Here is a 25,801-nt window from a genome sequence, read left to right as displayed (position 1 = left end):
CCTTCTTCCGACAGAAGGGGGCACAGCCGCTCAGGCAGTGGTTTTTCAAGGCTTGATGTCGAGCTTGATCTGGCCCAGCTCCTTGCTGCCCTGGGCCGACAGGCTGGTGGCCTGCTTGGCTGGCCACTCGAAAGGCACGGACACCAGTTCGCGGCCGCCCACTTCGCGGGCGGCTTCCACCATCAGCTTGTACTGGCCGGGCGCCAGCCTGGGCAGCGGATTCCTGCCTTCGGAATAGCTCAGCGTGTGTGCGCCCACGGGCTGGGTGGCCTGGCTCACGCCATCCACGGGCATGGTCAGCTCGCGTCCCGTGCGGCGCCACCATTGGCGCATGTCCTTGAGCCACTTGGTGCCCTCCGCATCGCGCTTCTTGATGTCATACCAGACGGACAGGTTGGCGGCCACGCTGCCGTCGGCCTTCTCCAGCCAGACGGCGACATAGGGCTTGTGGTATTCGGCTACCTGCAGCTGCGGCACCGTCACCGTCACATCCATGCCGCCGGCGATGGCCGGCAGGCCCACCACGGCACTCAGGGCCACCGAAGTCTTGAAAATCCTTTTCGCCATTTTTTTCTTCCTTCACTAATTCCACTCAGTGCACCAGCAGCAACGCCAACAGTGCCGGCAGCACCAGTCCCAGGCCCACCATGGGCCAGGTCAGCGGGCGGCGCCCGGAATGCATCTTCAGGATCAGCAGCCCCGTGATGCAGAACACCAGGCACCCCACCGCAAATACGTCGATGAACAGGCTCCACGCCCCGCCCGTGTTGCGGCCCTTGTGCAGATCGTTGACATACGAGATCCAGCCGCGGTCGGTCTTTTCGTATTCGACGGCGCCATCCTTCAGATCCACGCGCAGCCAGGCATCGCCGCCCGGGCGCGGCAGGGGCACATAGGCCTCCTCCTCGCTCCACTCCACGGCGCGATGGCTGGTGCTCACCTTCATCTGGGCGGCTATCCAGGCCTGCACCGAGGCAGGCAGCTCGCTGCCGCCCGTCGCGCCCAATGCCTTGGCGTCTTCTCCCGGTTCCTTTTGCTGCTCCTGCGCGCGCCGGAGTTCCTGCAGCAGGCTCTCGGGCAACTGCTGCTGCAGCGACTGCACGCTGGGCTTGCTCTCGATCTGTCCGGCATGGTTCAGCGTGATGCCAGTGAAAGCGAACACCAGCATGCCGATCAGGCAGATTGCCGAACTGATCCAGTGCCATTCATGGAGTTTTTTGAGCCAGTACGCCCGCTGGGGCGCGTTGGAGGAAGCCGCCGTCATTGAAAACCTTGCAAAAAGAATGCCGCCTGAGTCCCGGGGACCGGCACCGCACGCCGGGCCGAGAGAACTGAGCCAGCCCCGACGCGCGCAACGATGCGCGGCGCTTCCCACCGGACGTCCGGACAGCCGGCGACGTAACGGCCCAAAAGCTGCGGACCTGATACCAGCCCAGTAGCTGCGCCAGCGTCGGCAGGGGGGATTCTAGAGGTTTGCAAGCTAAATGCATCTCACTTTTATTTACTTTACCTTGTCGAAACAAAGGTCTGCGCGAGCCGCAGCAAGCCCTCCAGGCCGGCCCGATATCTGTTGCCCCAGGGACACAACCGGCGATTTTCACCCATTTTTTGCTAATGAAATCAAGAATTATTATCAATAGCAACTAGAATCCGCTCGCTGTTTGAGTCAACCCGTCTCCTTTTTTACAAGCATGTCGAAGAACAAATCCAACCCAATCGAAAGCAACGGTCCGCAGTTCGAATTGACGCAGATCGTGATGGCCGTCGGCCTGACCCTGATGGGCGCCAATGCCATGGCCCAGGAGGCCACCCTGTCCACCGTGCAGGTGGAGGCCGCCACGGACAATCCCTTCAAGCCCCAGACAGCGCCTCAGGGCAAGTTCACCGCGCCCCTGATCGACACGCCCAAGACGGTGCAGGTGATCAATGAGGAAATCATCAAGCAGACCGGTGCCACCAGCCTGCAGGAAGCCCTGAAATCCACACCCGGCATCACCTTCGGCAACAGCGAAGGCGGCAACCCCTCGGGCGACCAGCCCTTCATCCGCGGCATGGACGCACAGTCGAGCACCTTCGTGGACGGCATGCGCGACATCGCGGCCGGCACGCGCGAAGTGTTCAACGTGGAATCGGTGGAAGTGATCAAGGGTGCCGACTCGGCCTACGCCGGCCGCGGCGGCGCCGGCGGCTCCATCAACATCACCACCAAAAAGGCCAGGAACGAGAACTTCATCTCCGGCGACGTGGGCCTGGGCACCGACAACTACAAACGCGCGACGCTGGACCTGAACCGGGTGCTGAGCGAAGGCGTGGGCTTTCGCCTGAACGCCATGGCACACGATGCCGACGTTCCCGGCCGCAACGGCCCCGAGAACAAGCGCTGGGGCATCGCCCCCACCGTGACCTTCGGCATGGGCACGCCCACCGAAGTCACGCTGTCCTGGCAGCATCTGCAGACGGACAACATTCCCGATGGCGGCGTGCCCTATCTGTACAGCAGCACCGCCATGGCCGGCCTGCCGGGCGGCAGCACCGTGCGCCCGACCTACGGCAACAACCGCGAAAACTGGTACGGCCTGTACAACCGCGACTACGAAAAGGAAAAGAGCGACCTGTTCACGGCCACGGTAGAGCACAAGTTCACCGACACCAACAAGATCCGCAACAGCCTGCGCTACAGCAAGACCCGGCAGGACTATGTCTGGACCCAGCCCGACGACAGCAAGGGCAACGTGCTCAATGGCTATGTGTGGCGCCGCGGCAATGCACGCCTGTCCGAAACCACCACGCTGCAGAACGTGACCGAATTCACCGGCAAGGAACAGACCGGCTCCATCGGCCACAGCTATGCCTTCGGCCTGGAGCTGTCCAAGGAGAAGGCCGATGTCCGCTCCACCGCCATCCAGAGCACCAACACCGCCTGCAACTCGGTTTCCGATCCCTGGTGCACCACGCTCAGCGACCCCAGCGGCGCCAATGCGGCATGGAGCTTCCCCTGGGCCCTGCCTGCGCAGTCCACGATCAACAAGATCGACACCGTCGCCCTGTATGGCTTCGACACGCTGAAGCTCAACGAGCAATGGCTGGTGAATGCGGGCCTGCGCGTGGACCACTACAAGCTCTCCGCATCCGGCCCGGCCGGAGGCCGCGGCGCCAGCGCCTATCCCGCCTATGACCTGAGCCGCAGCGACACGCTGTTCAACTACCAGCTGGGCGTGGTCTACAAGCCGGCACCCAACGGCAGCATCTACGCCAGCATCGGCACCTCCTCGCGTCCCGGCGGCTCCACGCTGGGCAACGGCAGCGAAGACCTGACCACGACCACCGATGCCCTGGCCAATCTCAAGCCCGAGAAGACGCGCTCCATCGAGCTGGGCACCAAGTGGGATCTGCTGGACAAGAACCTGGGCCTGACCGCCGCCATCTTCCGCAACAACGTGACCAATGTCCGCATCACCGATGCCACCGGCACCTACATGGGCGGCGACAAGGTGGTCAACGGCCTGGAGCTGGGCTTCACCGGCCGCATCCTGTCCAATCTGAGCGTCTTCGGCGGCTATACCTACATGGATAGCGAGCAGAAGAACATGGGTATCGGCAACGTGGCCAACGGCCGTCCGTTCATCAACACGCCCAAGCACAGCTTCAGCCTGTGGACCAGCTACAAGCCCATGGCAAGGCTGACCCTGGGCCTGGGCATCTACGCCCAAAGCAGCGTCAACCAGGGCTATGCAGTCTCCACCGTGGATGGCGGCATCGTGACCAAGGGCGCTGCCGGCTATGCCCGCTACGACGCCATGCTGGCCTACCAGATCAACAAGAACCTGGCCTTCCAGCTCAATGTCTACAACCTGGGCGACAAGGTTTACTACAGCGGCGTGCGCTCGCCCCATTACGCCAACATGGCCCCCGGCCGCTCGGCCGTGGCTTCGCTCAAGTTCACGTACTGAGCATGAGCCAGAGGCCTGCGCCCTTGATCCGGCGCAGGCCGGCCAGTCGGCCCCGCCGCCCTTCAGGGCCTGCGGGGCTTTTTTGCATGCAAACTTCACGTCCATGCTGCAAGGAGAATCCCGCCCATGATGCTACGAATACCTGCTCTGCTCACTGCCGAGGAAGTGCGCCAATGCCGCCAGGCACTGGAGGCCGCCAGCTGGCAGGACGGCCGTGCCACTGCGGGCCCGGTGGCCGCCCAGGTCAAGAGCAATCTGCAGCTGCCGCTGGACAGCCCGGTCGGCCAGCAAATCGGCGACCTGATCCTGGACCGGCTGGGGCGCAATCCGCTGTTCATGTCGGCCGCGCTGCCGCTCAAGGTGCTGCCGCCGCGCTTCAACCGCTACGAGGGGGGCGGCACCTACGGCAACCATATCGACAACGCCTTCTTCAACATCCCGGGCACGGCCATCAAGGTCCGCACCGACATCTCGACCACGGTATTTTTCAGCGATCCCGGCGAATACGAGGGCGGGGAGCTGGTGGTCGAGGACACCTACGGCCAGCAGAGCGTGAAGCTGCCCGCGGGCGATGCCATCGTCTACCCCGGCACCAGCCTGCACCATGTCAGGCCGGTGACGCGGGGCGTGCGCCTGGGCAGCTTCTTCTGGACGCAGAGCCTGATCAAGTCCGACGAGCAGCGCCGCCTGCTGTTCGATCTGGACCAGTCCATACAGCAGCTGGGCAGCGAATACCCCGGCCACAGCCGCATCGCCGCGCTTTCGGGGACCTATCACAATCTGCTGCGGATGTGGGCGGAGAGTTAGCCCTCTGCACGGATTTGCCGCTTTCCATGCAAGGGAATCGCCGCGGCGCGGCCGGCGCAGCCCCTGCCTGCCATCTCTGGGCGAGGCATGCCTGCTTGGTTGCCGCGCCACCACTTTGATCATGATCGAGAACGCACTGCGATGAATTCCACCCCTCTCAACACTCTTGGCACGCCGGTGGAGCCGCCGTTGCAGCGCATTCCCGCGGATATCGCCAGCCTGGCCGACTATGCCCGGCGGGCCCAGAAGCACATCGAAGCCCATGCCTGGGCGCATATCGAAAGCGGCGCCGAGCAGGGCCTGACGCTGACGCGCAACCGGGCGGCGCTGGAGCAGCTTTTGCTGCTGCCCGAGCCGCTGGCCGACCTGTCCCGAGCCAGCACCGCGCAGATGCTGCTGGGCCAGCGCCTGGAATGGCCGGTGCTGCTGGCGCCCGTGGCCTACCAGCGCCTGGCCCATCCGGAGGGCGAGCTGGCCGGCGCGCGTGCCGCCATGGCCATGCGCACCGCCATGGTGGTCAGCACCCTGTCCAGCTATTCCCTGGAGGACATTGCCCAGGCGGCCTGCGGCGCAGCGGCGGAACTGGGGCGGCGCGCGCCACTGTGGTTCCAGCTCTACAGCCAGCCCGAGCGGCAGCACACGCTGGCCCTGGTGCGCCGCGCCGAAGCGGCGGGCTACCAGGCGCTGATGTGGACGGTGGACGCCAGCATCAAGCGCTCCAGCTATCCGCTGCCCGCCGGCGTGGAAGCGGCCAACCTGCGCGGCATGCCCCAGGCGCGGCAGACCAGCGATCTGATGAGCGAGCACATCTTGTTCGGCACGCCGCTGGCCGCACAGGCGCCAGGCTGGGACGAGCTGCAATGGCTGCGCGGCCAGACGCAGCTGCCGCTGATCGTCAAGGGCATTCTGTCGCCGCGCGCGGCGCGCCGGGCCCTGGAGCTGGGGGCCGATGCGCTGGTGGTCTCCAACCATGGCGGCCGCGTCCTGGACTCTGCTGTCTCCCCTGTCGAGGTGCTGGCCGACATCCGCACGGCCGTGGGCCCCGATATGCCGCTGCTGCTGGACGGCGGCATACGCCAGGGCACGGATGTCTTCAAGGCCCTGGCGCTGGGCGCCAATGCCGTCATGATCGGCCGGCCCCAGTTCCACGGCCTGGCCGTGGCCGGCATGCTGGGCATGGCCCATATGCTGCATGCGCTGCGCGCCGAGTTCGAGCTGGCGATGGCGCAGATGGGCTGCGCCCGCCTCGAGGAGATAAGCGCCGACAGCCTCAGGCGCACGGCCTAGGCACGCCCCCGCGGGCCCGCACGCTCATGCTCTTCTATCCGGAGCGGCCCGCGCAGATGCCATGTGGCCTTGTCGGCTTTGCAAGCCAAATCCCCTGAAGTTCTTGTGGCTGCACTGCAAATGCGATGGATTCTCATTTATAATCCCGCTATCGCATCAATAGCCAGCCACAACTGCTTGTAGCCATGATCGTCTGTGTTTGCCGCCGGGTTTCGGACCGAGAGATAGCACGCCACGCGCATGCGGGCATGAGCTTCGACGAAATCCAGTTCGAGTTGGGAGTTGCCACGCAATGCGGCCGCTGCGAAAGCTGTGCACGCGATGTAGTGGCCCAGTGCTGCGCCAGCCACCCTGTTGCAGCCATCCACAACGAAGCGCATCACGAGGCGTCCCCGGGTCTGCAGACGATTCAGCTTGCCGACAACATCCTGGAAAGCAAAGCATGGCCCTCACCTTCCTGTCCGCAGTCCTTGGCAGCCTGATTCTCGTCATGGTTTGCGCCTGGTGGATCTTCCGGGACTGATGCACACTTTCATACCTGTGTCGTGACCGGTCCCGAACTTATCCGCCGCCTCGCTGTCCAGCGCCCCCGTCTCCTGTGACCGGCCCCGCCGGCCCGCGCTGACAGCCCCCGCCTTCTTATGTCCCAGTCTGATCGTTTTACTCCCGCCGGCGGCACCAGCCGCAACATGGCGGTGGCCGGTGTGGTGGTGGCTGCGCATGCGGCCGCCCTGTGGGCCATGCAGCACGGCTTCGCCCAGCCACATCCTCCGGAAGTCATTGTTCCCGCCGAAGTGATTGCCGAGTTCGTCGCGCCGCCCGCCCCCGAACCCAAGCCGCCCGCACCGCCGCCGCCCAAGCCCCCGGCTCCGGCCCCCAAGCCGCAGCCAGGCCCAAGCCGGTGGAGAAGAAGGCCGCGCTGCCCAAGGCCATTGCCGATCCCACGCCGTCGCCCACGGCCCCCCGGGGCGCCATCGACGATGCGCCGCAGGAAAAGACGCCGCCGGCTCCGCCCGCGCCAGCCACGCCTCCCGCTCCGCCCGCGCCCCCGGCCCCGCCGGCTGCGCCCAAGATGGAGCTGCCCTCGAGCAACGCCGCCTATCTGAACAACCCCTCGCCCGCCTACCCCTCCGTGAGCAAGCGCATGGGCGAACAGGGCAAGGTTTTCCTGCGCGTCTACATCAACGAGCAGGGCCAGCCCGAGAAGATCGAAATCAAACAGTCCAGCGGTTACGACCGGCTCGACGAAGCCGCCCTCAATACCGTGCGCCAATGGAAATTCGTGCCGGGCAAGCGCAACGGCGTGCCCGAAGCCATGTGGCACATCGTCCCCATCAACTTCGTTCTCAAATAAACCAAGCAGTTCTCAGGAGTACCCATGGAATCCCAATTCGGCATTGCCCACGTCTGGACGCAGGGTGACTTCGTCACCCGCACCGTGGCCATCATCTTGCTGGCCATGTCGGTGGCCTCGTGGCTGGTCATTCTCATCAAGGCCCTGGACATCGTGAAGTTCAAGAAGTACGCCAAGAGCGCCCAGGACTTCTGGCACAGCCCCGACCTGGCCTCCGGCATGGACAAGCTCGGCGACGACAAGGCCAATCCCTTCCGCCATGTGGTGCTCGAAGGCCGCGAGGCCACGGCCCACCACCGCAAGACCAGCGCCCATCTGCATGACACGCTGGACATCAGCGACTGGGTGACCCGCTGCCTGCGCAACGGCATCAACGAATTCACGGCCCGCCTGCAGTCGGGCCTGGCCATTCTGGCCTCCGTGGGCTCCACCGCCCCCTTCATCGGCCTGTTCGGCACGGTCTGGGGCATCTACCACGCGCTGGTGGCCATCGGCGTGTCGGGCCAGTCCAGCATCGACAAGGTGGCCGGCCCCATCGGCGAAGCGCTGATCATGACGTCCCTGGGCCTGGCCGTGGCCATTCCCGCCGTGCTCGGCTACAACGCCCTGGTGCGCGGCAACAAGAGCATTCTCAATGCACTCAACAGCTTTGCCCACGACGTGCACGCCTACTTCGTGACCGGCGCCCGCGTGGCCGTGGACGGCCAGATCTCGGGCAATGTGCTGCCCCTGAAGAAAGGCGCATAAGCCATGGCATTCGGAACCCTGGACGAAGACAGCGGCGACGAGGTGATGAACGAGATCAACATGACGCCCCTGGTGGACGTCATGCTGGTGCTGCTCATCATCTTCATTATCACCGTGCCCGTCATGAAGCACTCGGTCAACGTGGATCTGCCGCGCGCCAGCAACCAGCCCGAGGACATCAAGCCCGCCACCGTGCGCCTGGCCATCGGCGCCGACGGCAAGTACTTCTGGAACGGCGAGTCCATCAGCGACGAACAGCTGGAGGCCAACCTCAAGACCGAAGCCGCCAAGGACCCGCAGCCCGATCTGCACATCCAGGGCGACAAGGAAGTGCGCTACGAGCGCGTGGCCCAGGCCATGGCCGCGGCCCAGCGCGCCGGCGTGCGCAAGATCGGCTTCGTGACCGACCCCGTGGCTGCCAAGTAGGCGAAGCGAACGCAGGCCTTCAGGCCCGCCCTTGAGCAACGGCCCTTCGGGGCCGTTTGCTTTTGCAGGGCCCGTGCCTGCTATGCAAATGCAAGCATCTGCCGCCTGCCTTTCCTAGTTTTCATGGATCTATCGTTACGGAGTGCATATATATCCTGCGCCTGCAGCTCTTCTTTCAATAGCAGGCTCGCCGGCTTGTCGGTTTTCCCGCAGCCACCCGGCTTCGCAGCCCCTCTCCGCCTCCCGTGCGCCACAAACCCGTAATGAGAACAGGTATCACTTGCCTTTTAATTGAGAATTGTTATCATTCACGAAACTGATTTCTCAAAGGATTCTTCTGCATGTCTGCATCCATTGCCGGGACCTCACAGCCAACCCCACGCACTTCGGCCATGGCAGCCACCAGCCCGACCGGCGCTGCCGCGGGCGCCCTCCCCGCAGCTGGCACCGCCGGCGTGGACAGCGCCCTGCTACTCAACGGCCAGAAAGCCGTGACAATCGTGCACAACGGAACGCCCTACCGCCTGCAGGCCACCAAGCTCGGCAAGCTGATCCTGACCAAGTAGCCATCCTGCTGCCGCCAAAAGAAAACCCCTGCACAGCTCGCTGGCAGGGGTTTTGTCTTGCACCCGTTCCGGCCTGCCCGGAAGGCCGGATCGGTGCGGATTACAGGCCCAGGGCGGCGATGCCGGCGCTGGCCACTTGCGCGTCCTCGTTGGCCTTCACGCCGGAGACACCCACGGCGCCCAGGCACTGGCCGTCCTTGATGATGGCAACGCCGCCTTCGAGCAGGCCGTCCACGGTGGGAGCGCTCAGGAAGGCAGTACGGCCGTTGTTGATCATGTCCTCATAGCCCTTGGTGTCGCGGCGGCCCAGGGCGGCCGAGCGTGCCTTGGCAGGCGCGATGTGGGCCGAGATGGCGGCGGCGCCGTCCAGGCGCTGCAGCCACAGCAGATGGCCGCCGTCGTCCACGATGGAAATCGTCACGGGCCACTTGTTCTTCAGCGCCTCGGCTTCCGCGGCCGCTGCAATGGCTTTCACATCGGCCAGTTCGAGTTCATGCTTGGTCTTCATCAGTAAAAGGCTCCGTTGGATTGTCAATGCGCCGAGCATAGTAGCTGGCTTGCGCACGAATTAGATGTCATGTGCAAAACATTCCATCCCAAAACTGCCGCTTTCCACCGGGGTATTGAAAGGTGCGTACAGGCCCCCACCTAGAATGTTACTGTTTCAATCCACAATTCCTGAAGGAGGAACGGCCACATGAATGATCAAGTCACCACACTGGGCTCTGGCTACGGTGTCTCGCAGCAAGAGCGCAACCGGGTACTGCGCAACACCTACTGGCTGCTGGCACTCAGCCTGCTGCCCACGGTGCTGGGCGCTTGGCTGGGCGTGGCCACGGGCATCACCCGCTCGCTGACGGGCGGCCTGGGCCTGATCGTCTTCATGGTCGGCGCCTTCGGCTTCATGTTCGCCATCGAGAAGACCAAGCATTCGGCCGCGGGCGTACCCGTGCTGCTGGGCTTCACCTTCTTCATGGGCCTGATGCTGTCGCGCCTGATCGGCATGGTGCTGGGCTTTTCCAACGGCGCCTCGCTGATCATGACGGCCTTCATGGGCACGGCCGGCGTGTTCTTCGTGATGGCCATGCTGGCCACCGTCATCAAGCGCGACCTGTCGGGCATGGGCAAGTTCCTGTTCGTCGGCGCCCTGGTGCTGATGCTGGGCGCCGTCATCAATGTGTTCGTGGGCTCCACCGCGGGCATGATGGCGATCTCCATGCTGGCCATTGGCATCTTCTCGGCCTACATGCTGTACGACCTCAAGCAGATCATCGACGGCGGCGAGACCAACTACATCAGCGCCACGCTGGCCCTGTACCTGGACCTGTTCAACGTGTTCCAGAGCCTGCTGGCCTTGCTGGGCATCATGGGTGGAGAGCGCGACTGAGCTCCTGGCCGATGCCGACAAAAAGGCCCCGGAATCCGGGGCCTTTTTTCATCGCCGGGCCGCCCCAAGATGAAAAGCGACTCCCTGGGGGGCTGCGACCACACGAAGTGAGTGGGCGTGGGGGCCATTTTTCTTGGCCGTTTTTTTTTTGCACGCCGGGCTCAACTTCCGCCGCCGCCAGCCGATACTCCAGACAAGATGAAGCCACACCACCTGCCCCGAACCCTTGCCATCTTGCTGCTGCCCGCCGTGCTGGCCGGTTGCAAGATCGAAGATGTGCCAGGCCTTGGCCCCGATCCGCGCACCGTGGCGCGCGAGGCCGAAGCCAAGGCCGTTGGCGGCGCCTGCCGCCACGCCATGCGTGGCCTGGAGGACTGCTACGTGCTCAATCCCAAGGCGCCCAAGGCCCTGGTGTTCGCTGGCTGGAAGGACATGGACGAATACATGCGCGCCAACAAGATCGAGGGCGTGCCCTCGGTGCTGAGCCAGACGGCGCCCGACACCCGACGCCAGGACGCCGAAGCGGCGCCCCAGTCGGCGAACCGCAGCCGCAGCTAACACGTCAGCCTTTGCAGTGTTCAAGCCGTGGTGCCTTCCGGCCCACGGCTTTTTGCTTTTCGGCTTCCGCCTGGCCGCCCGCCGGGCGGGACAAGGCATCCTCCTGAGCGCGTCGCCCCAACGATCGCGGACCGGCACAAATCAGTTCTGCCGAGATGGATTTTCAAATAGAAATAATTCTCATTTATAGTTCTTCCTGAAGGCAGAGCACCGCTCTGCATGCCCTTTTTGCCGGCCCTGGGCAGGCTGCCATGCAAGGACAAGACCACGTGCCATACGACGACATCGACCCACGGGTGCTCGAACACAATGCCTTGCTGCACTTCTACGCCAAGATGCAGCGGCGTTGCACCGGGCAGATGCAGGCCCAGATGCGGGAAATCGAGCGCCTGCAGGCTCTGGTCGTGCGCCTGCGCGGCCAGCTCATTGCCGGGGAAAGCACATTGGCCTGGGAACGCGAAAACCGGCTGACGCTGGCCTCTGCGCTGGCAGTCCGGGCCTTGCGCCCGATGCTGGCCGTGTCCGGGCAGCCGCCGCACGCGGGGCCCGCCCTGCGGCCCGGCCCCGGCGGTGAAGCGCCGCCGGCTGCGGACGCCATGCCCGCCGCCGATGACCCTCAATTGTTGGAAAACAGCCTGCGCGCGGCCGATCTCGTGATCTGCCAGAGCGGCTGCATCAGCGCCGGCGCCTACTGGCGTGTGGAAGATCACTGCAAGCGCACGGGCAAGCCCTGCGTGCTGGTGGCGCAGCCCGATGCCCTGCGCATTGTCCGCGTCCATCGCGCCGGCCCGGACGGACAGGTGGTGGCAACACCGGCCTGCATCGGAGACCTTCCATGACGCGCCCCGCCTCGCCGGAGCAGGGGCAAACTGCCCGGCCCCCCCGCCTCTGCCGGTTCAGGACCTGGCTGGGCCTGGCCATCTCGGCCGCAGGCCTTTTCGCGCTGTGCGACATGGCCTGGAACGGCAGCAAGGCCCTGGCGTTCTGAGAAGCGCCCTGGCCGGCGCTACACCCCGGGTGCAGTCTTTCCTGCCCTGGCTCAGGCGCGCTCGAACACGGCCATGCTTTCCACGTGGGCCGTGTGCGGGAACATGTTGACCACGCCGGCGGCCACGCAGCGGTAGCCGGCTTGGTGCACCAGCAGGCCCGCGTCGCGCGCCAGCGTGGCGGGGTTGCAGCTGACGTAGACGATGCGCCGGGGGAATTGCCAGCTCTCGTGTCCCTCCGGCAGGGAGGGCAGCGGCGGCTGCTCGGCCGCGGGCTCGTCGCCTGCCGCGGGCTCGGGGCGCCTGGCGCCGATGCGGATCTGGTGGATGTCTGCCAGGGCCTTGGACAGCGCAAAAGCACCTTCGCGCGGCGGATCCACCAGCCACTTGTCGGCATGGCCGTCCGCGATCAGCATGGCCGGCGTCATCTCGAACAGGTTGCGCGCCACGAAGGCCGTGGGCGCGAGCCTGTCGCCCTCGGCGCGCCGGGCATTGTTGGCCGCGTAGTTCTCGTGCGAGCGCTGCACCAGCGTGTCCGAACCCTCGATGCCCAGCACCTCGCGGGCCATGGTGGCGATCGGCAGCGTGAAATTGCCCAGGCCGCAGAACCAGTCGATCACGCGTTCGCTCTTTTGCGCATCCAGCAGGCGCAGCGCGCGCGTGACCAGCACGCGGTTGATGTGCGGGTTGACCTGGGTGAAGTCCGTGGGCTTGAACGGCATGGTGATGCCGAAGTCCGGCAGGCCGTAGGACAGCTGCGGGCCACCCTGCTCCATCCGATGCACGGTGTCGGGCCCCTTGGGCTGCAGCCACCACTGCACGCCGTGCCGGGCGGCGAATTCGCGCAGGCGCTGGCGGTCGCCGTCGGACAGCGGCTCCAGGTGGCGCAGCACCAGGGCCGTCACCTCGTCGCCGCAGGCCACCTCGATCTGCGGGCAGGTCTCGCGCGCATCCAGGCTGGCGATCAGCGCGCGCAGCGGCATGAGCATGGCGTCCACATGGGGCGGCAGGATCTTGCAGACCTCCATGTCGGCGATGTAGCGGCTCTTGCGCTCGTGAAAGCCCACCAGCACCTTGCCCTTCTTGGCCACATAGCGCACCGACAGGCGCGCGCGGAAACGGTAGCCCCAGGCCGGGCCTTCGATGGGGCGCAGCAGCGTCTCGGCCCTGACCTTGGCCAGGTGCCAGAGGTTGTCCTCGAGCACGCGCTGCTTGATGGCCACCTGGGCGGCCACGTGCAGGTGCTGCATCTTGCAGCCGCCGCAGGCACCCGCATGCAGGCCGAAGTTGGGGCAGCCGGGGGGCACGCGCTGGGGCGATTCGCGGTGGATTTCGGTCAGCGTGGCCGCTTCCCAATTGTTCTTCTTGCGGTGGGTGTTGGCGCTGACGATCTCGCCGGGCAGGGCGCCGTCGATGAAGACGACCTTGCCGTCGGGCTTGCGCGCCACGCCCTGCGCGTCCATGTCCATGGACAGCACTTCCAGCCAGCCCTCGGGCAGCGGGGAAGCGTCAGGCCGGGCATCGGGCAGGGTTTCGGGAATTTTGTTGTCGCGGGGTTCACTCATGGTGGCCCGATTGTCTCAGGCCGCCCCGCATCCCAGAGCCGGCGCGGCAAAAAACCTGCGGCTGCGGCGGATTGGCAACCGATGGCGCAGCCCGAGGCGGCAAGCGGCGCTTGCCGCTCTCTTCGTTTTTGATAGCTTGCTGCGCAGGCTACAGGCTGGAAAAAGCCATTTTCAATTACGTGATCCAGCAGGGACAAGCGCCAGCTGCTACGGATTCAGAAGCGCTGCTCCTCGCGTGCGCGGCGCTGGCGTTCGGTACGGGCCTGGGCGAGCTGGGCGCGCTCGGCAATCAGGTTCACCTCGGTCGCGCAATTGAATTCATCCAGCGAGAACACCATGGTGGCGCCGGGCGCAAGCCGGGGCACGGTCAGGTGCAGCGGCAGCGACAGATCCACGGGCGCGCGGTTGGAGCGGTAGATCAGCTCGTTGTCGGGCGCATAGACAAAGTAGCAGGCGGCCGACGCGGCCTGCGCCAGCGCACAGGCCGACAGCAGCAGGGCGGCACGCAAGGCGGTGGCAGCAGCAGTCATGTCTCTCCCTTTCTCCGATTTCTGCGTTGAATGGGCGCCATTATGGTTCAGCCCCGCACGGGCCGCGCAACGGCCGGCGGAGCGGCCCGGCCTTGGCGAGAGGGGAGATTTCTTTTGCCTGAGAAATCATTCATCGCGAAACTCCTGTGCCTCATGCACTCTTCACCGAATCTCCCTGATTTGAAATTTCTGTATTGACAGAAATTTCAAATGCCGCAACACTGGCCGCATGCAACTGAGTCCCATCGCCCGACGCTTTGTCCACCACTGGGGTGACATGGGCAACGCCTGGGGCGTGAACCGCACCGTGGCGCAGATCCATGCGCTGCTGTTCTTCCACGGCCGGCCGCTCCATGCCGAGGAGATCGGCGAAACCCTGGGCGCGGCGCGCTCCAACGTCAGCACCAGCCTCAAGGAGCTGCTGGCCTGGAAGCTGATCCGCGCCAGCCGCCGCCCCGGCGACCGGCGCGACTACTTCGAGACCTCGGCCGATGTCTGGGAACTGCTGCGCACCATCGTGCGCGAGCGCAAGCAGCGCGAGTTCGATCCCACCTCGGCCCTGCTGCGCGAGCTGATCGCCCAGCCCGACTTCGAGAATGAGACACCCGACACCCAGGACCGCGTGCACGAAACGCTGCGCCTCATGGATTCGCTGGGCGTCTGGACCGACGAGATGCTGCGCCTGTCGCCCGCCACGCTGGACAAGATCCTGCGGCTGGGCGCCAGCGTGCAGCGCTTTGTGCGCGGCGGCGAGACGCGCTGACGCGGCCTTCTGCATCTGCGAAAGGAAAGACCATGCGTATCCTGATCTGCGGCGGCACCGGCTTTCTGGGCCGCCATGTCGTGAATGCCCTGATACAGGCCGGCCACGACCCGGTGGTGCGCAGCCGCCACTCCGACCCGGCGCTGGATTTCGCCCATGCGACCGACGCAGAGGCCTGGCGGCCTCACCTGCAGAACGTGGATGCCGTGGTCAACGCCGTGGGCGCACTGCGCGACACGCCCGCCCAGTCGCTGGACATGCTGCACACGGCCGCGCCCATGGCGCTGTTCGACGCCTGCGCCCAGGCCGGCATACGCCGCGTGGTCCAGGTTTCGGCCCTGGGCGTCCATGAAGGCGACACGCGCTACGCCAGCACCAAGCGTGCGGCCGACGATCATCTGCTGGCGCTGAACGCGGCCGGCCGCCTGCATGGCGTGGTCGTGCGCCCCAGCGTCATCTTCGGCGCCGGCGGCGCCAGCACCGAGCTGTTCCTGGCCCTGGCCCGGCTGCCCGTCCTGCTGCTGCCCCAGGCCGTGCGCGACAGCTTCATACAACCCGTGGCCGTGCGCGACCTCGCCGATGTGCTGGCCCGCCTGGCCGCGCAGGATGCGCCCACCGGTGTCGTCAACCTGGGCGGTCCCGAGCCCGTGGCCATGGGCAGCCTGATTGCCAGCCTGCGCGCGCAGATGGGCCGGGCGCCGGCCCGGGTGGGCCATCTGCCGCAGTGGGCCAGCGTGGCCAGTGCCAAGGTCGGCGACCGCATCAGCGCCCTGCCCTGGTGCAGCGAAACCCTGGCGCTGCTGCAAAACAGCAATGTGACCGATCCCCAGACGCTGGCGGACCTGCTGGGCCGCCCTCCCGTGCCGCCGCAGCGCCTGTACGCCACCTTGCCCAGGGAGCGCAGATCGTGAGTCCAATCCAGAACCTGCATGGTGCCAGGGCGGCCGTCGCTCCCATGCACCGCGCCATGCACGCCAGCCTGGTAGTGGTCTGGCTGGGCACGGCCCTGGTCAGCGCCCTGGATTTCTGGGGATGGTCCGGCCTGGAGCACGAAGGCGCACGCCTGCTGGCCGCCAGCGGCATTGCCGATGCGCGCTGGCAGGCGGCGCTGATCTGGGGCGGGCTGCTGGCCGACCTGGCCGTGGGCCTGGCCCTGGCCTTCAGGCCCGGCCGCGCCAGCTACGGTGCCGCGCTGGCCCTGATGGCCACCATGACCGTGGCGGGCACGGCGCTGCAGCCCCTGCTCTGGCTGCACCCGCTGGGCCCGCTGCTCAAGAACCTGCCGATCGCCGCCATGCTGTGCTTTCTGGTGCAGGCCGGCCGCACTCCCTCTGCCACCAGAGAAAATCCATGAATACCTATCTGCTGCTCAAGACTTTGCACATCGTCTCCAGCGTGCTGCTGGTCGGCACCGGCCTGGGCTCGGCCTTCTACATGTTCTTTGCCAACCGCAGCGGCTCGGTGGCGGCGCAGGCCGTGGTCACGCGGCTCGTCGTGCGGGCCGACTGGTGGTTCACCACACCCTGCATCTTCATCCAGCCGGCCACCGGCATCGCCATGGCGCACATGGCAGGCTGGCCGCTGTCCACGCCCTGGCTGGCGCTGTCGCTGGGGCTTTATGCGCTGGCCGGCGCCTGCTGGCTGCCCGTGGTCTGGCTGCAGGTGCGCATGGCCGCCATGGCAGCCCAGGCCCACCGGCAGGCAGGCGCCCTGCCCGCGCTCTACCTGGCCTACCAGCGCCGCTGGGAAACGCTGGGCTACCCGGCCTTCCTGGCCATGGCAGGCACCTATTTCCTCATGGTGAACAAGCCGGCGCTCTGGGGTTGATTCCCGCTGCGCCGGCCCGGGCTCACAGCTCGCGCCGGGGCTTCTGCGGCGCGTAGCGGTCGGCCTGGATGTCGGGCGTCACGCCGTGCGTGAACACCTCTTCGGTGATGGGCAGGAACTGGGCGTTCCAGGCCTCCCACTGGCGCTTGAGCGACTCGAAGACCTCGGGATGCCGGTGGCGCAGGTTGGCGCGCTCGCGCGCATCGTCCTCCACGTCGAACAGGAATTCGTTGTCGTTGATCTTCAGGTATTTGAAGGCGCCGGCACGCACCGCGCGCTGCTCCTGCGCCTTGTAGCGCCAGAACAGCGTGCGCGCATACGGCGGCGCCCGGCCTTCGAGCACGGGCAGCAGGTTGTCGCCGTCGGGCGCATGGTCCGCATCGGGGGCCACGCCGGCGGCCGCCAGCAGCGTGGGCAGCCAGTCCATGCTGGCGGCGACCTGGCTGCTGACCTGGGGCGCGATGCGCTGCGGCCAGCGCAGCAGCGTGGGCACGCGTATGCCGCCTTCGAGCAGCTCTGTCTTCTGGCCCGTGAACGGCCAGGTCTTGGAAAAGCGCTCGCCCCCGTTGTCGCTGGTGAAGACCACGATGGTGTTGCGCTCCAGGCCCTGTTCGCGCAAGGCCTCGAGCACCTGGCCCACGGCCTGGTCCAGCGAGCGCACCATGCGCGCATAGGTGGCGAGATTGCCGCCGTCGTAGTGGAACAGGTCCTTGAGGCTGCGCGAGATCTCTTCGTCCTCCGGCCCCACCCAGGGCCAGTGCGGCGCCGTGAAGTGCAGCGACAGCAGGAAGGGCTTGCCCGTGTCGCGGCGCCCGTTCTTGCCCTGGATCCAGTCCACGGCCTCGTCGGCCAGCAGCTGGGTGTAGTAGCCCACGCGCTCCACCGGCACCTCGCCCTCGTACAGATCGCGCGGCACGGCCTCGCCCACGCCGGGCTTGTGCGTGAAGTAGTCGATGGCGCCGCCGTAGTTGCCGAAGAAGTGGCCGTAGCCGCTCTTGAGCGGACCGAAGTGCGGCAGGCTGCCCAGGTGCCACTTGCCGATCAGCGCGGTGTCGTAGCCCGCATCCCGCAGCAGCGAGGGCAGCGTGGGATGCCCGGGCGGCAGGCCATGCACATGGGCCTGGCGCACCAGCGGCTCCTCCAGCCCGCCGCGCAGCCGGTACTGGTAGCGGCCCGTGATCAGCGCGAAGCGCGTGGCCGAGCAGACGGCCGAGTTGGCATAGGCCTGGGTGAAGCGCACACCCTGGGCGGCCAGCGCGTCCAGGTGCGGGGTCTGGTAGTCGGCCTGGCCGTAGACGCTGAGATCCGCCCAGCCCAGGTCGTCGGCCAGGATGAAGACGATGTTGGGACGCTGATCGCTGCTCATGCCGCGCCTTTCTTGCCCGCGGCCTGGGCCAGGGCCTTGCCGTTGGCATCGGTGGCGCGCCACTGCGCCTGCAGCTTCAGGTCCTGCAGCGCCTGCTGCACGAAGGCCGGCGCCAGCCAGGCATTCACGTCGATGCTGCCGCGCACCAGGCCCAGACGCTTGCCGTCGTCGAGCACGCCCTGGTAGGCGGCCTTGAGGCCGTCGTCCAGCAGCGGCGAGAAACGCTGGTTCAGGTCGTCGCCCGCGAGTTCCTCGCGAAAGCCGATCTCTGGATTGCCGCTGGTCTCGGCATACAGGCGGATCAGTTCCTCGCGGTGCGATTCCTGCGACGCCCATTGCGCCGCCCGCACCAGCTGGCTGGTCACGCGCTGCAGCAGCGGGGCCTGGCCGGTGGTGAACTCCTGCGTGGCCAGCATGCCCGAGCTGATGGACAGGTCGCGCCCCTTGCCGCGCGTGCTGATGGGAATGCCCACCCCCTTGTCGCGCAGCACGAACAGGTCTGAGCCGCCGAAGGTGGCGTCCAGCTGCCCCGCCACCACGGCGGCCTTGGAGCTGGGCCAGTCCATGTTGATGAGCTTGACGTCCTTTTCCGTCAGGCCCGCGCCGGCCAGCAGGTGGTCGAACGGGCGCTGGTAGGCCGTGCCCTTGAGCACCGAGATCTTCTTGCCGCGCAGGTCGGCCACGGTCTTAATGCCGGAGCCCGGCGCCGTGGCCAGGTAGCTGCCCGTGCCGCGCCCGGTGGCGGCGATGAAGCGCGTGTCCAGGCCGCGCGCCTTGTGGATGACCGAGGCCAGGTCGCCCAGGAAGACGATGTCCAGCTGCCTGGCCGACAGCGCCTCGGCCACGGCCGGGCCCGCGCCGCGGAAGAAGTGCCACTCGACCTTGATGCCGTCGCGCGCGAACTCCTGCTCCAGCCATTTGCGGGCGTGCAGCACCGCTGCCGAGCCCGCGCCCGGGCTAGGCTTGCCGGCCGTTCCCAGATCGGGCGAGCCCAGCCGTATCACCCTGGCCGTGGCCTGGGCCCGCGCCACCCAGGGCGCGGCACCCGCGGCCAGGCTCAGGGCCAGCAGGGAGCGGCGTGTGATGGCGCCGGCAGCGCCGGACACGCGGGCAGGTTCGGCAACGCCGTGCGAGGCGGCAACAGAGGTCAGCGATTCATGGTTCATGGGAAATCTCTGTGAAGGTTTTTGAAAGAAAAAAATGGAGAAGGCTCAGACCGCGAAGCGCCAATGCACAGCAGGCAGGTCCGTGGGCAGGTCGGCCGGCAGCAGCTGCGGCGCCTCGGCCAGGCCTGCGGGAGAAAACTCGCGCAGCACCTCGTCCCTCACGGCGGCAAAGGCCGCCGAGGCACGCTCGCGCGGCTGGGCCAGCGGCACGGGCACGGTGCGGCGTATGCGGCCGGGCCGCGGCTCCATGACCACCACGCGCTGGCCGAGGTAGACCGCCTCCTCCACGTCGTGGGTCACGAGAATCATGGTGATGCCCTCCTGCTGCCAGATGCGGCGCAGCTCGTCCTGCAGGTGGGCGCGCGTCATGGCGTCCAGCGCGCCGAAGGGCTCGTCCAGCAGCAGCACGTCGGGCCGGTTGACCAGGGCGCGCGCAATCGCCACGCGCTGCGACATGCCGCCCGAAAGCTGGTGCGGATAGGCCTGCTCGAAGCCCTGCAGCCCCACCAGCGCGATGTGCTCGCGCACGGCCTGCTCCTGCGCGGCCCGGGGCAGGCCCGCGTTGAGCAGGCCCATGGCCACGTTCTTCTCCACCGTGAGCCAGGGAAACAGCCGGTGCTCCTGGAACACGATGCCGCGCTCCAGGCCCGGCCCGGCCACGGGGCGCCCGCCCAGCAGCACCTGGCCTTCGTACTCGCTCTCCAGCCCGACGATGAGGCGCAGCAGCGTGGACTTGCCGCAGCCGCTGGAGCCCACGATGCTCACGAACTCGCCGGCGGCGATGGACAGGTTCACGTCCTGCAGCACGGGCAGCGCGCGGCCCTCGACTTCATAACGTTTGTTCAGCCCCCGGATTTCCAGGGAATCGGCATGCGCCATCTTGTTCTCTCTTTCATTCATCGATCAAACGTCGTACGCGCCCTTTGAGCCCGCACGCTCCATCCCAGAGACGCCGAGCAAGGGCCGCCCCGCAGCAAGGGCGTCGTCCCCCTTCCAGGGGGAAGGCGCGCAGCGCCTCAGGGGGTTCAATACCTCGGCCAGGCCAGCAGGCGGCGCTCCACCGCCACCAGCAGGCTGTTGAGCGCAAAGCCCACCAGGGCGATCACCACCACCCCGAACAGCACCAGGTCCATCCAGAAATGCTCGCGCCCGTCGATCAGGGTGTTGCCCAGGCCCTGGCCCGAGGCCAGCAGGTACTCGGCGCCCAGCGTGGCCAGCCAGCCGTAGATCACCGCCAGCTGCAACCCCGTGAAGATGGAGGCCGCGGCCGCCGGCAGCACCACGCGCGCCAGCATCTGCCAGCGGCTGAAGTCCAGCACGCGCGCCACTTCCACGTATTCGCGCGGCACGCTGCGCACGCCTTCGAAGGTACCCAGCACCACCGGGAAGAAGGCCGCCATGGCCACGAAGGCCACCTTGGCCGCATCGCCGATGCCGAACCACACCGACAGCATCGGGATCCAGGCGAACAGCGAGATCTGCTTGAGGGTGTGAAAGCTGGGCCCAAGCAGCCGCTCCGCCCGGCGCGAGGCGCCCAGCAGCGCTCCCACGGCCAGGCCCGCGGCGCTGCCCAGGGCCACGCCCCAGAGGCAGCGCCACAGGCTGGCCGACAAGGCCTGCGCCAGCGCGCCGCTGCGCACCTGGTCCACGGCCCGGCGCCAGACATCGAGCGGGGAGACCAGCAGGGAAGAATCCGTCCAGCGCGCATGCGCGGCCCAGGCCCAGACGCCCAGCAGCAGCAGGGGAAGAATCCAGCCGCGCAGCCGGCGCGGCACCAGGGTGAAGGGGTTGGGGAACGAGCGGGTCGTCGCCATGGCAGTCCTCCTTCAGAACCCCGTGCGGCGCCAGCGCAGCAGCCGCGCCTCGGCCAGGGCCAGCAGCCGGTCCAGCGCAAAGCCCACGGCCCCCACGGCCACCACGGCGGCCAGCACCACATCGAGCTGGAACAGCTGGCGCCCGTAGACGATGAGAAAGCCTATGCCCTCGGAGGACGCCAGCAGCTCCACCACCACCAGGGCCAGCCAGGCATGGGTGAGGCCGTAGCGCAGCCCGTTCCAGATGGCGGCCGTGGCCGCGGGAAACACCACGCGGCCCAGCAGCTGCCGGCGCGTGAAGCCATAGACGCGCGCCACCTCCACGAAGCGCTGGGGCACGCCCTGTATGCCCTGGCAGGTATTGACCACGATGGGCACCAGGGCCGCCTTGGCGATCAGCAGGAACTTGAGTTCCTCGTCAATGCCCACCAGCAGGATCAGGAGCGGCAGCCAGCCGATCACCGGCACCTGGGCCAGCGCCTTGAACAGCGGGTACACATAGTCGCGGAAGGTGGCCGACAGCCCCAGGCCTATGCCCAGCGGCAGCCCCAGGGCCAGGGCTAGGCCAAAGCCCGCGGCCACGCGCTGCATGCTGATGCGCAGATGACTCCCCAGCTCGCCCGAGGTCCACAGCTCGGACAAGGCGGCCCACACCTGGGCCGGCGCGGGCAGCACCTGTTCGGGCACCCATTGCCTGACGCTGGCCAGCTGCCACAGCGCGAGCAAGGTCAGCGGAAACACCCAGGCGGTCAGCCAGGCCCGGCCCAGGCGCTGCAGCGGGCCGGATGACAGCCGCAGCGGCAAGCGCTGCAGCGCGGGCATGGCGCGCGAAAGAGAGGAGACAGCGTAAATCGACATTCCTTCAGAACCTTTTCCGCCGTGGACGCAGCTTGCTGGCCACGGCTTTTTTAGAATCAAAAAGAATTTAATTTAGTTTTCTTATAACGATAAATGGTAAATAGCAATATGCATGGACAAAGATGTTTCGCGCGGAAGCTACTGCCGGAAAGTTATGAGAAACCTGCTCGCAAGCTTGCTACCAAAGCGTTTCAAGCTATTGATATGAAAGCAAAAAGGGCGTGCATGGCACGCCCTTGGGATTTTTCTCCGGTTCTATCCAGACCGTTCAGAAAGTCTTGTCCACGGTGATGGTGATGCGGTGCAGCTTGCGGTGCTGGGGAAAGAAATCGCCCACGGCATAGTGCTGGGTGGAGCGGTTGTCCCATACCGCCAGCGTGCCGGGCTGCCAGCGCAGTCGCGCCTGGAACTCGGGAACCTGGGCCAGGCCGAACAGCTGGGCCAGCAGCGCATCGCTGTCGGCGCGCTTGAGCCCCTTGATGTGGCTGGTGAACGTGGGATTGACGTAGAGGATCTTCTTGCCCGTGACCGGGTGCACGCGCACCACCGGGTGTTCCACCGGCGGATACTTGGCCCGCGCCGCGCGCAGCTCTTCGCCGCTGGCGTCCTTGCGCAGCAGGTATTCGGTCCAGCCGCTGATCTCCCAGGTATGCACGGCCGTCAGCGTCTCCAGGTAGGCCTGTTGCGCGGCCGGCAGGCTGGCATAGGCGGCCGTGAGGCTGGCCCACAGCGTATCGCCGCCATGGGCCGGAATCACCTGCGCATACAGGCTGGTGCCCAGCGGCGGGTTCTCGCGCCAGGTGATGTCGGAGTGCCAGTTGCTGGCCGCGCTGGGACGCTGGGCCGTGCTCTCCACGATCTCGATCTCGGGCTGGTCCTGCAGCCGTGGAAAAAAGGCCTTGACCTCGGCCACCTCGCCGAAGCTGCGCGTGAAATCCACCTGCTGGCGCGGCGTGAGTTCCTGGTCGCGGAAAAACAGCACCTCGTACCGGGCGAGCGCGGCGCGCAGCTCGGCGCGCGTGGCCTCGTCCAGCGGCTGGCGCAGATCCAGCTCATGGATGACCGCGCCTATGGTCGGCGTATAGGGCTCCACGCCGAACCGGGTGAACGCGGCCGCGTGATCGTTGGGGTGGGACATGGTCAAAACCTTTTATGGAATGGAGCTGGAAGGCAGAGCACTGGGCGCCATGCATAAAACCGGCGCGACCCAGGCGCGGGACAGCCAGCAAGGGCCTAGGCGGCCCCGCCGCCCCGCAGCGTGGGCTGCCCCAGCAAAGGCTGGCGTCCCCCTTCCAGGGGGAAGCAGTGCAGCCGCTCAAGGGGTAGTCAAAGTTTCGCGATCGACACCTCGGTCGACTTGACCAGCGCCACCACCTCCGAGCCCGGGGCCAGGCCCAGTTCGTCCACGGAGCGCGTGGTGATCACCGAAGTCACCGTGCCCCAGGGTGTTTCCACATCGACTTCCGAGACCACGTCGCCGCGGATGATTTCGCGCACCTTGCCCTTGAACTGGTTGCGCACGTTGATGGCTTGAATGGACATGAGCTTCTCCTGGAAAGTCCGTTGATTGAATGAAAGCAGCAGTGCAGGCGCACCGATGACTTTCATTCTGGAAGCCATGCGTCAAAACTCAAACAAATAAGAAATAGATTTTTTATACCCAAAACATCTAACAAAAAAGGCGGACGCGCTCTGCAGCCCCAGGGCTTGCAGAACGCGTCCGCCTTTGGCGGCTAACGCTTTGAAAACAATAGCTATCTACGCCTTTGCATCAGGCACTGGAAGCCATTTCCGCTTCGATCCATCAGGCCTTGCCGGTGCGGCGCAGCACCTCGGGCATGACCTCGTTGGCAATACGGCGCATGGAGTCATGCACCAGCTTTGAATCCAGCACGCCGAAGTTCTGCAGGAACATCACGTGGTCGATGCCCATCTCGCTCAGGCCCACCAGTTGGTCGGCCACGGTGCGCGGCGAGCCGAACATGCCCAGGCCGGCGCTCACCACGGTGTCATAGGTGCGGCGGGTGTCGTAGAACAGGCGCGTGTCCAGGTACAGGTTGAAGGCCTGCTCCGCGTTCAGCTTGGCCTGCGCATCGGTCTCGGCCACGTGGCAGTGGAAGGCCAGCACCGCGCTGCCCTCGCCCGGCGCGCCGGACTCGCGGTAGCCCTTGCGGTAGTCCTCGACCAGGCCGCGGATCTCCTCGAACGAGGTCAGGCACGAATACGGCAGCGAGAAGATGTTGCGGCCCTGGCGGCCCACGTGGTAGGCGGCCTCGCGGCGCTGGATGGCGACGTGGATGGGCAGCCTGTCCTTTTGCAACGGCTGCACGTTGAGCGCCACGCCCGGCAGGTCGTTGTACTTGCCCTGGAAGTGCACGGGCTCGCCGGTCAGCGCCTGCACCACGACCTGCAGGTTCTCGTCGAAGCGCTCGCGCTTTTCTTCGGGCGAGACGCGGTGGCCCTCGAACTCGTGGCGCAGGTAGCCCGAGCCCACGCCCAGCGTGAGCCGGCCGCCCGAGAGCATGTCCACCATCGCGTAGTCCTCGGCAATGGTCAGCGGGTTGTGGATGGTGATGTTGGACACCGCCACGCCCAGGCGGATCTTCGTCGTCTCGCGCGCCAGCGCGGCCAGGAACACGGCCGGGTTGGGCACCGAGCCGCACTCGTGGAAATGGTGCTCGGCCACGAAGAAGGTGTCGTAGCCCAGCGATTCGGCCAGTTTGGCCTCGGCGATCACCTGCTCGTAGAGCTGGGCCACCGAGCGGTGCAGCGAGGGATGGTGGTCCTGGACGGAAAAGATGGAATAGCGCATGGATTAGCTCACCTGCCGGATGCGTTCGATGTTCTGCGCACCGAACTGCTGGTTGAAATTCTGGTAGCTGGTTTCGAGCGCCGCGATGAACGGCGCCTTGTCGACCTGCTCGACCACGGCCATGCCGTGCTGCTTGAGGTTGCGCACGCCCGACTGCTCGTCAGCGGCCACGCGCTGGCGCATGGCCAGGGCCCCGGCGCGCGCCGCGGCGCGGAAGGCTTCCTGGTCGGCCCTGGACAGCTTGCCGAACAGCGCCGGCGACACCAGGAACAGCGCGGGCGAGTACAGGTGCTGGGTCAGCGACAGGTACTTCTGCACCTCGTAGAGCTTGGAAGCCTCGATCACCGAGATCGGGTTGTCCTGCCCGTCCACCGTGCGCTGCTGCAGCGCCATGAAGGTCTCGGGCCAGTTGATCGGCGTGGGGCTGGCGCCCAGCCCCTTGAACGCCGCGATGTGCATGGGATTTTCCTGCGTGCGGATCTTGAGGCCGCGCAGGTCCTGCGGCTGCACGATGGGCCGCTTGTAGTTGGTGATGTGGCGAAAGCCCCCCTCGCCCCAGGCCAGCGCCACCAGGCCGCGCGCCGGAAAGCGCTGCAGCATCTCGGAGCCGATGGCGCCGTCGAGCACGGCATGGGCGTGCGCGTAGTCGCGGAACAGGAAGGGCAGGTCGAAGATGGTGACCTGGGGCACGAAGTTGCCGATGGCGCCGGTGGACACCAGGGCCAGGTCCTGGCTGCCCAGTTGCACGCCCTCGATCATCTCGCGCTCGCCGCCCAGGGTGCTGGAAGGGAACTGCTGGACGCCGAAGCGGCCCTCGGTCAGGCGGGCCAGCTCCTGCGCAAACGCGGTGGCCGCCGCGCCGAACTGGGAGTTCTGCGGCAGCGGATAGCCGAGCTTGAGCTGGATGGCGGCCGGCGCAGCGGCTGCCCGGCCGGGAAGGGAAAGAGCAAAGGGAAGAGATGCGGCAGCGGCCGATGCCATGAAGGCACGGCGGCCATGAGAAGTGGGCGAATGCACGCGAAGAATCCTTGG

General features: G+C 66.5%; 29 protein-coding genes and 1 pseudogene. 16 read left to right on the top strand and 14 right to left on the bottom strand.

Features of this window, described 5'->3' with window-relative positions:
• Positions 1-45 precede the first annotated feature (45 nt).
• The gene (locus V8Z74_RS04995) at positions 46-567 is read right to left on the bottom strand and encodes a DUF2271 domain-containing protein (RefSeq protein WP_349708286.1); all 522 of its coding nucleotides are present in this window, start codon (positions 565-567) and stop codon (positions 46-48) included.
• A gap of 25 nt (positions 568-592) precedes the next feature.
• Positions 593-1,264: a PepSY-associated TM helix domain-containing protein gene (locus V8Z74_RS04990; protein WP_349708285.1), complete on the bottom strand. Its 672-nt coding sequence runs from the start codon at positions 1,262-1,264 to the stop codon at positions 593-595.
• Between the two features lie 493 nt (positions 1,265-1,757).
• On the opposite strand from V8Z74_RS04990, the gene V8Z74_RS04985 reads away from it, so the two are divergent.
• The 8 genes and pseudogenes from V8Z74_RS04985 (at position 1,758) to V8Z74_RS04950 (ending at position 9,137) form a co-directional block, all read left to right on the top strand.
• Positions 1,758-3,950 carry a TonB-dependent receptor gene (locus V8Z74_RS04985; protein ID WP_502879459.1) on the top strand — a complete coding sequence of 731 codons (2,193 nt, stop codon included), beginning with the start codon at positions 1,758-1,760 and terminating at the stop codon, positions 3,948-3,950.
• A 126-nt stretch (positions 3,951-4,076) separates the two neighbouring features.
• A complete protein-coding gene (locus tag V8Z74_RS04980) occupies positions 4,077-4,757 on the top strand; it encodes a Fe2+-dependent dioxygenase (protein WP_349708283.1) in 681 nt (226 codons plus the stop codon).
• Positions 4,758-4,898: 141 nt separating this feature from the next.
• Positions 4,899-6,044: an alpha-hydroxy acid oxidase gene (locus V8Z74_RS04975; RefSeq protein ID WP_349708282.1), complete on the top strand. Its 1,146-nt coding sequence runs from the start codon at positions 4,899-4,901 to the stop codon at positions 6,042-6,044.
• 185 nt (positions 6,045-6,229) lie between these two features.
• Positions 6,230-6,526 carry a (2Fe-2S)-binding protein gene (locus tag V8Z74_RS04970; protein ID WP_083526448.1) on the top strand — a complete coding sequence of 99 codons (297 nt, stop codon included), beginning with the start codon at positions 6,230-6,232 and terminating at the stop codon, positions 6,524-6,526.
• Positions 6,527-6,685: 159 nt separating this feature from the next.
• Positions 6,686-7,398: pseudogene (locus V8Z74_RS04965) on the top strand (energy transducer TonB).
• Positions 7,399-7,422: 24 nt separating this feature from the next.
• Positions 7,423-8,145, top strand: a complete 723-nt coding sequence (locus V8Z74_RS04960; RefSeq protein WP_349708280.1) for a MotA/TolQ/ExbB proton channel family protein — start codon at positions 7,423-7,425, stop codon at positions 8,143-8,145.
• 3 nt (positions 8,146-8,148) lie between these two features.
• A complete protein-coding gene (locus tag V8Z74_RS04955; RefSeq protein ID WP_349708279.1) occupies positions 8,149-8,571 on the top strand; it encodes an ExbD/TolR family protein in 423 nt (140 codons plus the stop codon).
• A gap of 341 nt (positions 8,572-8,912) precedes the next feature.
• Entirely contained in the window at positions 8,913-9,137 is a 225-nt protein-coding gene (locus V8Z74_RS04950) for a hemin uptake protein HemP (RefSeq protein ID WP_066470939.1), read from the top strand.
• Between the two features lie 100 nt (positions 9,138-9,237).
• On the opposite strand, the gene V8Z74_RS04945 is transcribed toward V8Z74_RS04950, so the two are convergent.
• A complete protein-coding gene (locus V8Z74_RS04945; protein ID WP_066470944.1) occupies positions 9,238-9,645 on the bottom strand; it encodes a GlcG/HbpS family heme-binding protein in 408 nt (135 codons plus the stop codon).
• Between the two features lie 189 nt (positions 9,646-9,834).
• Here V8Z74_RS04945 and V8Z74_RS04940 point away from each other — a divergent pair, with 189 nt between their 5' ends.
• From V8Z74_RS04940 to V8Z74_RS04925, 4 genes are all read left to right on the top strand, one after another.
• Complete coding sequence (locus tag V8Z74_RS04940) at positions 9,835-10,524, top strand: Bax inhibitor-1/YccA family protein (RefSeq protein WP_066470952.1); 690 nt, start codon at positions 9,835-9,837, stop codon at positions 10,522-10,524.
• A 198-nt stretch (positions 10,525-10,722) separates the two neighbouring features.
• On the top strand, positions 10,723-11,082 hold the full coding sequence (locus V8Z74_RS04935; protein WP_066470954.1) for a hypothetical protein: 360 nt from the start codon (positions 10,723-10,725) through the stop codon (positions 11,080-11,082).
• A gap of 269 nt (positions 11,083-11,351) precedes the next feature.
• Entirely contained in the window at positions 11,352-11,921 is a 570-nt protein-coding gene (locus tag V8Z74_RS04930) for a DUF2325 domain-containing protein (RefSeq protein ID WP_349708277.1), read from the top strand.
• On the top strand, positions 11,918-12,070 hold the full coding sequence (locus V8Z74_RS04925) for a hypothetical protein (protein ID WP_349708276.1): 153 nt from the start codon (positions 11,918-11,920) through the stop codon (positions 12,068-12,070). The genes V8Z74_RS04930 and V8Z74_RS04925 overlap by 4 nt, the downstream gene beginning before the upstream one ends.
• A gap of 51 nt (positions 12,071-12,121) precedes the next feature.
• On the opposite strand, the gene rlmD is transcribed toward V8Z74_RS04925, so the two are convergent.
• Complete coding sequence (gene rlmD / locus V8Z74_RS04920; protein WP_349708275.1) at positions 12,122-13,633, bottom strand: 23S rRNA (uracil(1939)-C(5))-methyltransferase RlmD; 1,512 nt, start codon at positions 13,631-13,633, stop codon at positions 12,122-12,124.
• 215 nt (positions 13,634-13,848) lie between these two features.
• Positions 13,849-14,163 (bottom strand): hypothetical protein, encoded by a 315-nt coding sequence (locus V8Z74_RS04915; protein ID WP_349708274.1) that lies wholly within the window; start codon positions 14,161-14,163, stop codon positions 13,849-13,851.
• Between the two features lie 229 nt (positions 14,164-14,392).
• Between V8Z74_RS04915 and V8Z74_RS04910 the strand changes: the two genes are divergently transcribed.
• From V8Z74_RS04910 to V8Z74_RS04895, 4 genes are read left to right on the top strand one after another with little or no spacing between them, the layout of a single operon-like run.
• A complete protein-coding gene (locus tag V8Z74_RS04910) occupies positions 14,393-14,926 on the top strand; it encodes a GbsR/MarR family transcriptional regulator (protein ID WP_066470961.1) in 534 nt (177 codons plus the stop codon).
• 32 nt (positions 14,927-14,958) lie between these two features.
• Positions 14,959-15,837: an NAD-dependent epimerase/dehydratase family protein gene (locus V8Z74_RS04905; protein WP_349708272.1), complete on the top strand. Its 879-nt coding sequence runs from the start codon at positions 14,959-14,961 to the stop codon at positions 15,835-15,837.
• Positions 15,838-15,881: 44 nt separating this feature from the next.
• On the top strand, positions 15,882-16,280 hold the full coding sequence (locus tag V8Z74_RS04900; protein WP_349708438.1) for a DoxX-like family protein: 399 nt from the start codon (positions 15,882-15,884) through the stop codon (positions 16,278-16,280).
• Positions 16,277-16,753, top strand: coding sequence for a DUF2269 family protein (locus V8Z74_RS04895; RefSeq protein WP_349708271.1), 477 nt, complete (start codon positions 16,277-16,279; stop codon positions 16,751-16,753). The genes V8Z74_RS04900 and V8Z74_RS04895 overlap by 4 nt, the downstream gene beginning before the upstream one ends.
• 22 nt (positions 16,754-16,775) lie before the next feature.
• On the opposite strand, the gene V8Z74_RS04890 is transcribed toward V8Z74_RS04895, so the two are convergent.
• The 9 genes from V8Z74_RS04890 to V8Z74_RS04850 form a co-directional block, all read right to left on the bottom strand.
• Entirely contained in the window at positions 16,776-18,119 is a 1,344-nt protein-coding gene (locus tag V8Z74_RS04890; protein WP_349708269.1) for a sulfatase family protein, read from the bottom strand.
• Positions 18,116-19,285 (bottom strand): ABC transporter substrate-binding protein, encoded by a 1,170-nt coding sequence (locus tag V8Z74_RS04885; protein ID WP_349708267.1) that lies wholly within the window; start codon positions 19,283-19,285, stop codon positions 18,116-18,118. Before V8Z74_RS04885 ends, V8Z74_RS04890 begins: the two co-directional genes overlap by 4 nt.
• 45 nt (positions 19,286-19,330) lie before the next feature.
• Positions 19,331-20,164, bottom strand: coding sequence for an ABC transporter ATP-binding protein (locus V8Z74_RS04880; protein WP_349708266.1), 834 nt, complete (start codon positions 20,162-20,164; stop codon positions 19,331-19,333).
• A gap of 146 nt (positions 20,165-20,310) precedes the next feature.
• Positions 20,311-21,099, bottom strand: coding sequence for an ABC transporter permease (locus V8Z74_RS04875; RefSeq protein WP_349708264.1), 789 nt, complete (start codon positions 21,097-21,099; stop codon positions 20,311-20,313).
• A 12-nt stretch (positions 21,100-21,111) separates the two neighbouring features.
• The gene (locus V8Z74_RS04870) at positions 21,112-21,957 is read right to left on the bottom strand and encodes an ABC transporter permease (RefSeq protein WP_349708263.1); all 846 of its coding nucleotides are present in this window, start codon (positions 21,955-21,957) and stop codon (positions 21,112-21,114) included.
• A 268-nt stretch (positions 21,958-22,225) separates the two neighbouring features.
• Positions 22,226-23,095 carry a TauD/TfdA dioxygenase family protein gene (locus V8Z74_RS04865; protein ID WP_349708261.1) on the bottom strand — a complete coding sequence of 290 codons (870 nt, stop codon included), beginning with the start codon at positions 23,093-23,095 and terminating at the stop codon, positions 22,226-22,228.
• Positions 23,096-23,283: 188 nt separating this feature from the next.
• Entirely contained in the window at positions 23,284-23,499 is a 216-nt protein-coding gene (locus tag V8Z74_RS04860) for a TOBE domain-containing protein (RefSeq protein ID WP_066471886.1), read from the bottom strand.
• A gap of 262 nt (positions 23,500-23,761) precedes the next feature.
• Positions 23,762-24,769: an LLM class flavin-dependent oxidoreductase gene (locus V8Z74_RS04855; RefSeq protein WP_349708259.1), complete on the bottom strand. Its 1,008-nt coding sequence runs from the start codon at positions 24,767-24,769 to the stop codon at positions 23,762-23,764.
• A gap of 3 nt (positions 24,770-24,772) precedes the next feature.
• Entirely contained in the window at positions 24,773-25,750 is a 978-nt protein-coding gene (locus V8Z74_RS04850) for a TRAP transporter substrate-binding protein (RefSeq protein ID WP_502879458.1), read from the bottom strand.
• Positions 25,751-25,801: the final 51 nt, after the last annotated feature.

It is taken from the genome of Comamonas sp. w2-DMI (assembly GCF_040187735.1).
In the GTDB taxonomy this organism is placed as follows: Bacteria; Pseudomonadota; Gammaproteobacteria; order Burkholderiales; family Burkholderiaceae_C; genus Comamonas; species Comamonas terrae.
Note: the sequence above shows the minus strand (reverse complement) of the source record. Positions and strands in the feature narration are given on the sequence as shown.

What these genes read in the sequence shown, in the direction of transcription:
- V8Z74_RS04995 (WP_349708286.1), bottom strand. Translation starts at nt 567, where the DNA reads ATGGCGAAAAGGATTTTCAAGACTTCGGTGGCCCTGAGTGCCGTGGTG.
- V8Z74_RS04990 (WP_349708285.1), bottom strand. Translation starts at nt 1,264, where the DNA reads ATGACGGCGGCTTCCTCCAACGCGCCCCAGCGGGCGTACTGGCTCAAA.
- V8Z74_RS04985 (WP_502879459.1), top strand. Translation starts at nt 1,758, where the DNA reads ATGGCCGTCGGCCTGACCCTGATGGGCGCCAATGCCATGGCCCAGGAG.
- V8Z74_RS04980 (WP_349708283.1), top strand. Translation starts at nt 4,077, where the DNA reads ATGATGCTACGAATACCTGCTCTGCTCACTGCCGAGGAAGTGCGCCAA.
- V8Z74_RS04975 (WP_349708282.1), top strand. Translation starts at nt 4,899, where the DNA reads ATGAATTCCACCCCTCTCAACACTCTTGGCACGCCGGTGGAGCCGCCG.
- V8Z74_RS04970 (WP_083526448.1), top strand. Translation starts at nt 6,230, where the DNA reads ATGATCGTCTGTGTTTGCCGCCGGGTTTCGGACCGAGAGATAGCACGC.
- V8Z74_RS04960 (WP_349708280.1), top strand. Translation starts at nt 7,423, where the DNA reads ATGGAATCCCAATTCGGCATTGCCCACGTCTGGACGCAGGGTGACTTC.
- V8Z74_RS04955 (WP_349708279.1), top strand. Translation starts at nt 8,149, where the DNA reads ATGGCATTCGGAACCCTGGACGAAGACAGCGGCGACGAGGTGATGAAC.
- V8Z74_RS04950 (WP_066470939.1), top strand. Translation starts at nt 8,913, where the DNA reads ATGTCTGCATCCATTGCCGGGACCTCACAGCCAACCCCACGCACTTCG.
- V8Z74_RS04945 (WP_066470944.1), bottom strand. Translation starts at nt 9,645, where the DNA reads ATGAAGACCAAGCATGAACTCGAACTGGCCGATGTGAAAGCCATTGCA.
- V8Z74_RS04940 (WP_066470952.1), top strand. Translation starts at nt 9,835, where the DNA reads ATGAATGATCAAGTCACCACACTGGGCTCTGGCTACGGTGTCTCGCAG.
- V8Z74_RS04935 (WP_066470954.1), top strand. Translation starts at nt 10,723, where the DNA reads ATGAAGCCACACCACCTGCCCCGAACCCTTGCCATCTTGCTGCTGCCC.
- V8Z74_RS04925 (WP_349708276.1), top strand. Translation starts at nt 11,918, where the DNA reads ATGACGCGCCCCGCCTCGCCGGAGCAGGGGCAAACTGCCCGGCCCCCC.
- rlmD (WP_349708275.1), bottom strand. Translation starts at nt 13,633, where the DNA reads ATGAGTGAACCCCGCGACAACAAAATTCCCGAAACCCTGCCCGATGCC.
- V8Z74_RS04915 (WP_349708274.1), bottom strand. Translation starts at nt 14,163, where the DNA reads ATGACTGCTGCTGCCACCGCCTTGCGTGCCGCCCTGCTGCTGTCGGCC.
- V8Z74_RS04910 (WP_066470961.1), top strand. Translation starts at nt 14,393, where the DNA reads ATGCAACTGAGTCCCATCGCCCGACGCTTTGTCCACCACTGGGGTGAC.
- V8Z74_RS04905 (WP_349708272.1), top strand. Translation starts at nt 14,959, where the DNA reads ATGCGTATCCTGATCTGCGGCGGCACCGGCTTTCTGGGCCGCCATGTC.
- V8Z74_RS04900 (WP_349708438.1), top strand. Translation starts at nt 15,882, where the DNA reads ATGCACCGCGCCATGCACGCCAGCCTGGTAGTGGTCTGGCTGGGCACG.
- V8Z74_RS04895 (WP_349708271.1), top strand. Translation starts at nt 16,277, where the DNA reads ATGAATACCTATCTGCTGCTCAAGACTTTGCACATCGTCTCCAGCGTG.
- V8Z74_RS04890 (WP_349708269.1), bottom strand. Translation starts at nt 18,119, where the DNA reads ATGAGCAGCGATCAGCGTCCCAACATCGTCTTCATCCTGGCCGACGAC.
- V8Z74_RS04885 (WP_349708267.1), bottom strand. Translation starts at nt 19,285, where the DNA reads ATGAACCATGAATCGCTGACCTCTGTTGCCGCCTCGCACGGCGTTGCC.
- V8Z74_RS04880 (WP_349708266.1), bottom strand. Translation starts at nt 20,164, where the DNA reads ATGGCGCATGCCGATTCCCTGGAAATCCGGGGGCTGAACAAACGTTAT.
- V8Z74_RS04875 (WP_349708264.1), bottom strand. Translation starts at nt 21,099, where the DNA reads ATGGCGACGACCCGCTCGTTCCCCAACCCCTTCACCCTGGTGCCGCGC.
- V8Z74_RS04870 (WP_349708263.1), bottom strand. Translation starts at nt 21,957, where the DNA reads ATGTCGATTTACGCTGTCTCCTCTCTTTCGCGCGCCATGCCCGCGCTG.
- V8Z74_RS04865 (WP_349708261.1), bottom strand. Translation starts at nt 23,095, where the DNA reads ATGTCCCACCCCAACGATCACGCGGCCGCGTTCACCCGGTTCGGCGTG.
- V8Z74_RS04860 (WP_066471886.1), bottom strand. Translation starts at nt 23,499, where the DNA reads ATGTCCATTCAAGCCATCAACGTGCGCAACCAGTTCAAGGGCAAGGTG.
- V8Z74_RS04855 (WP_349708259.1), bottom strand. Translation starts at nt 24,769, where the DNA reads ATGCGCTATTCCATCTTTTCCGTCCAGGACCACCATCCCTCGCTGCAC.
- V8Z74_RS04850 (WP_502879458.1), bottom strand. Translation starts at nt 25,750, where the DNA reads ATGGCATCGGCCGCTGCCGCATCTCTTCCCTTTGCTCTTTCCCTTCCC.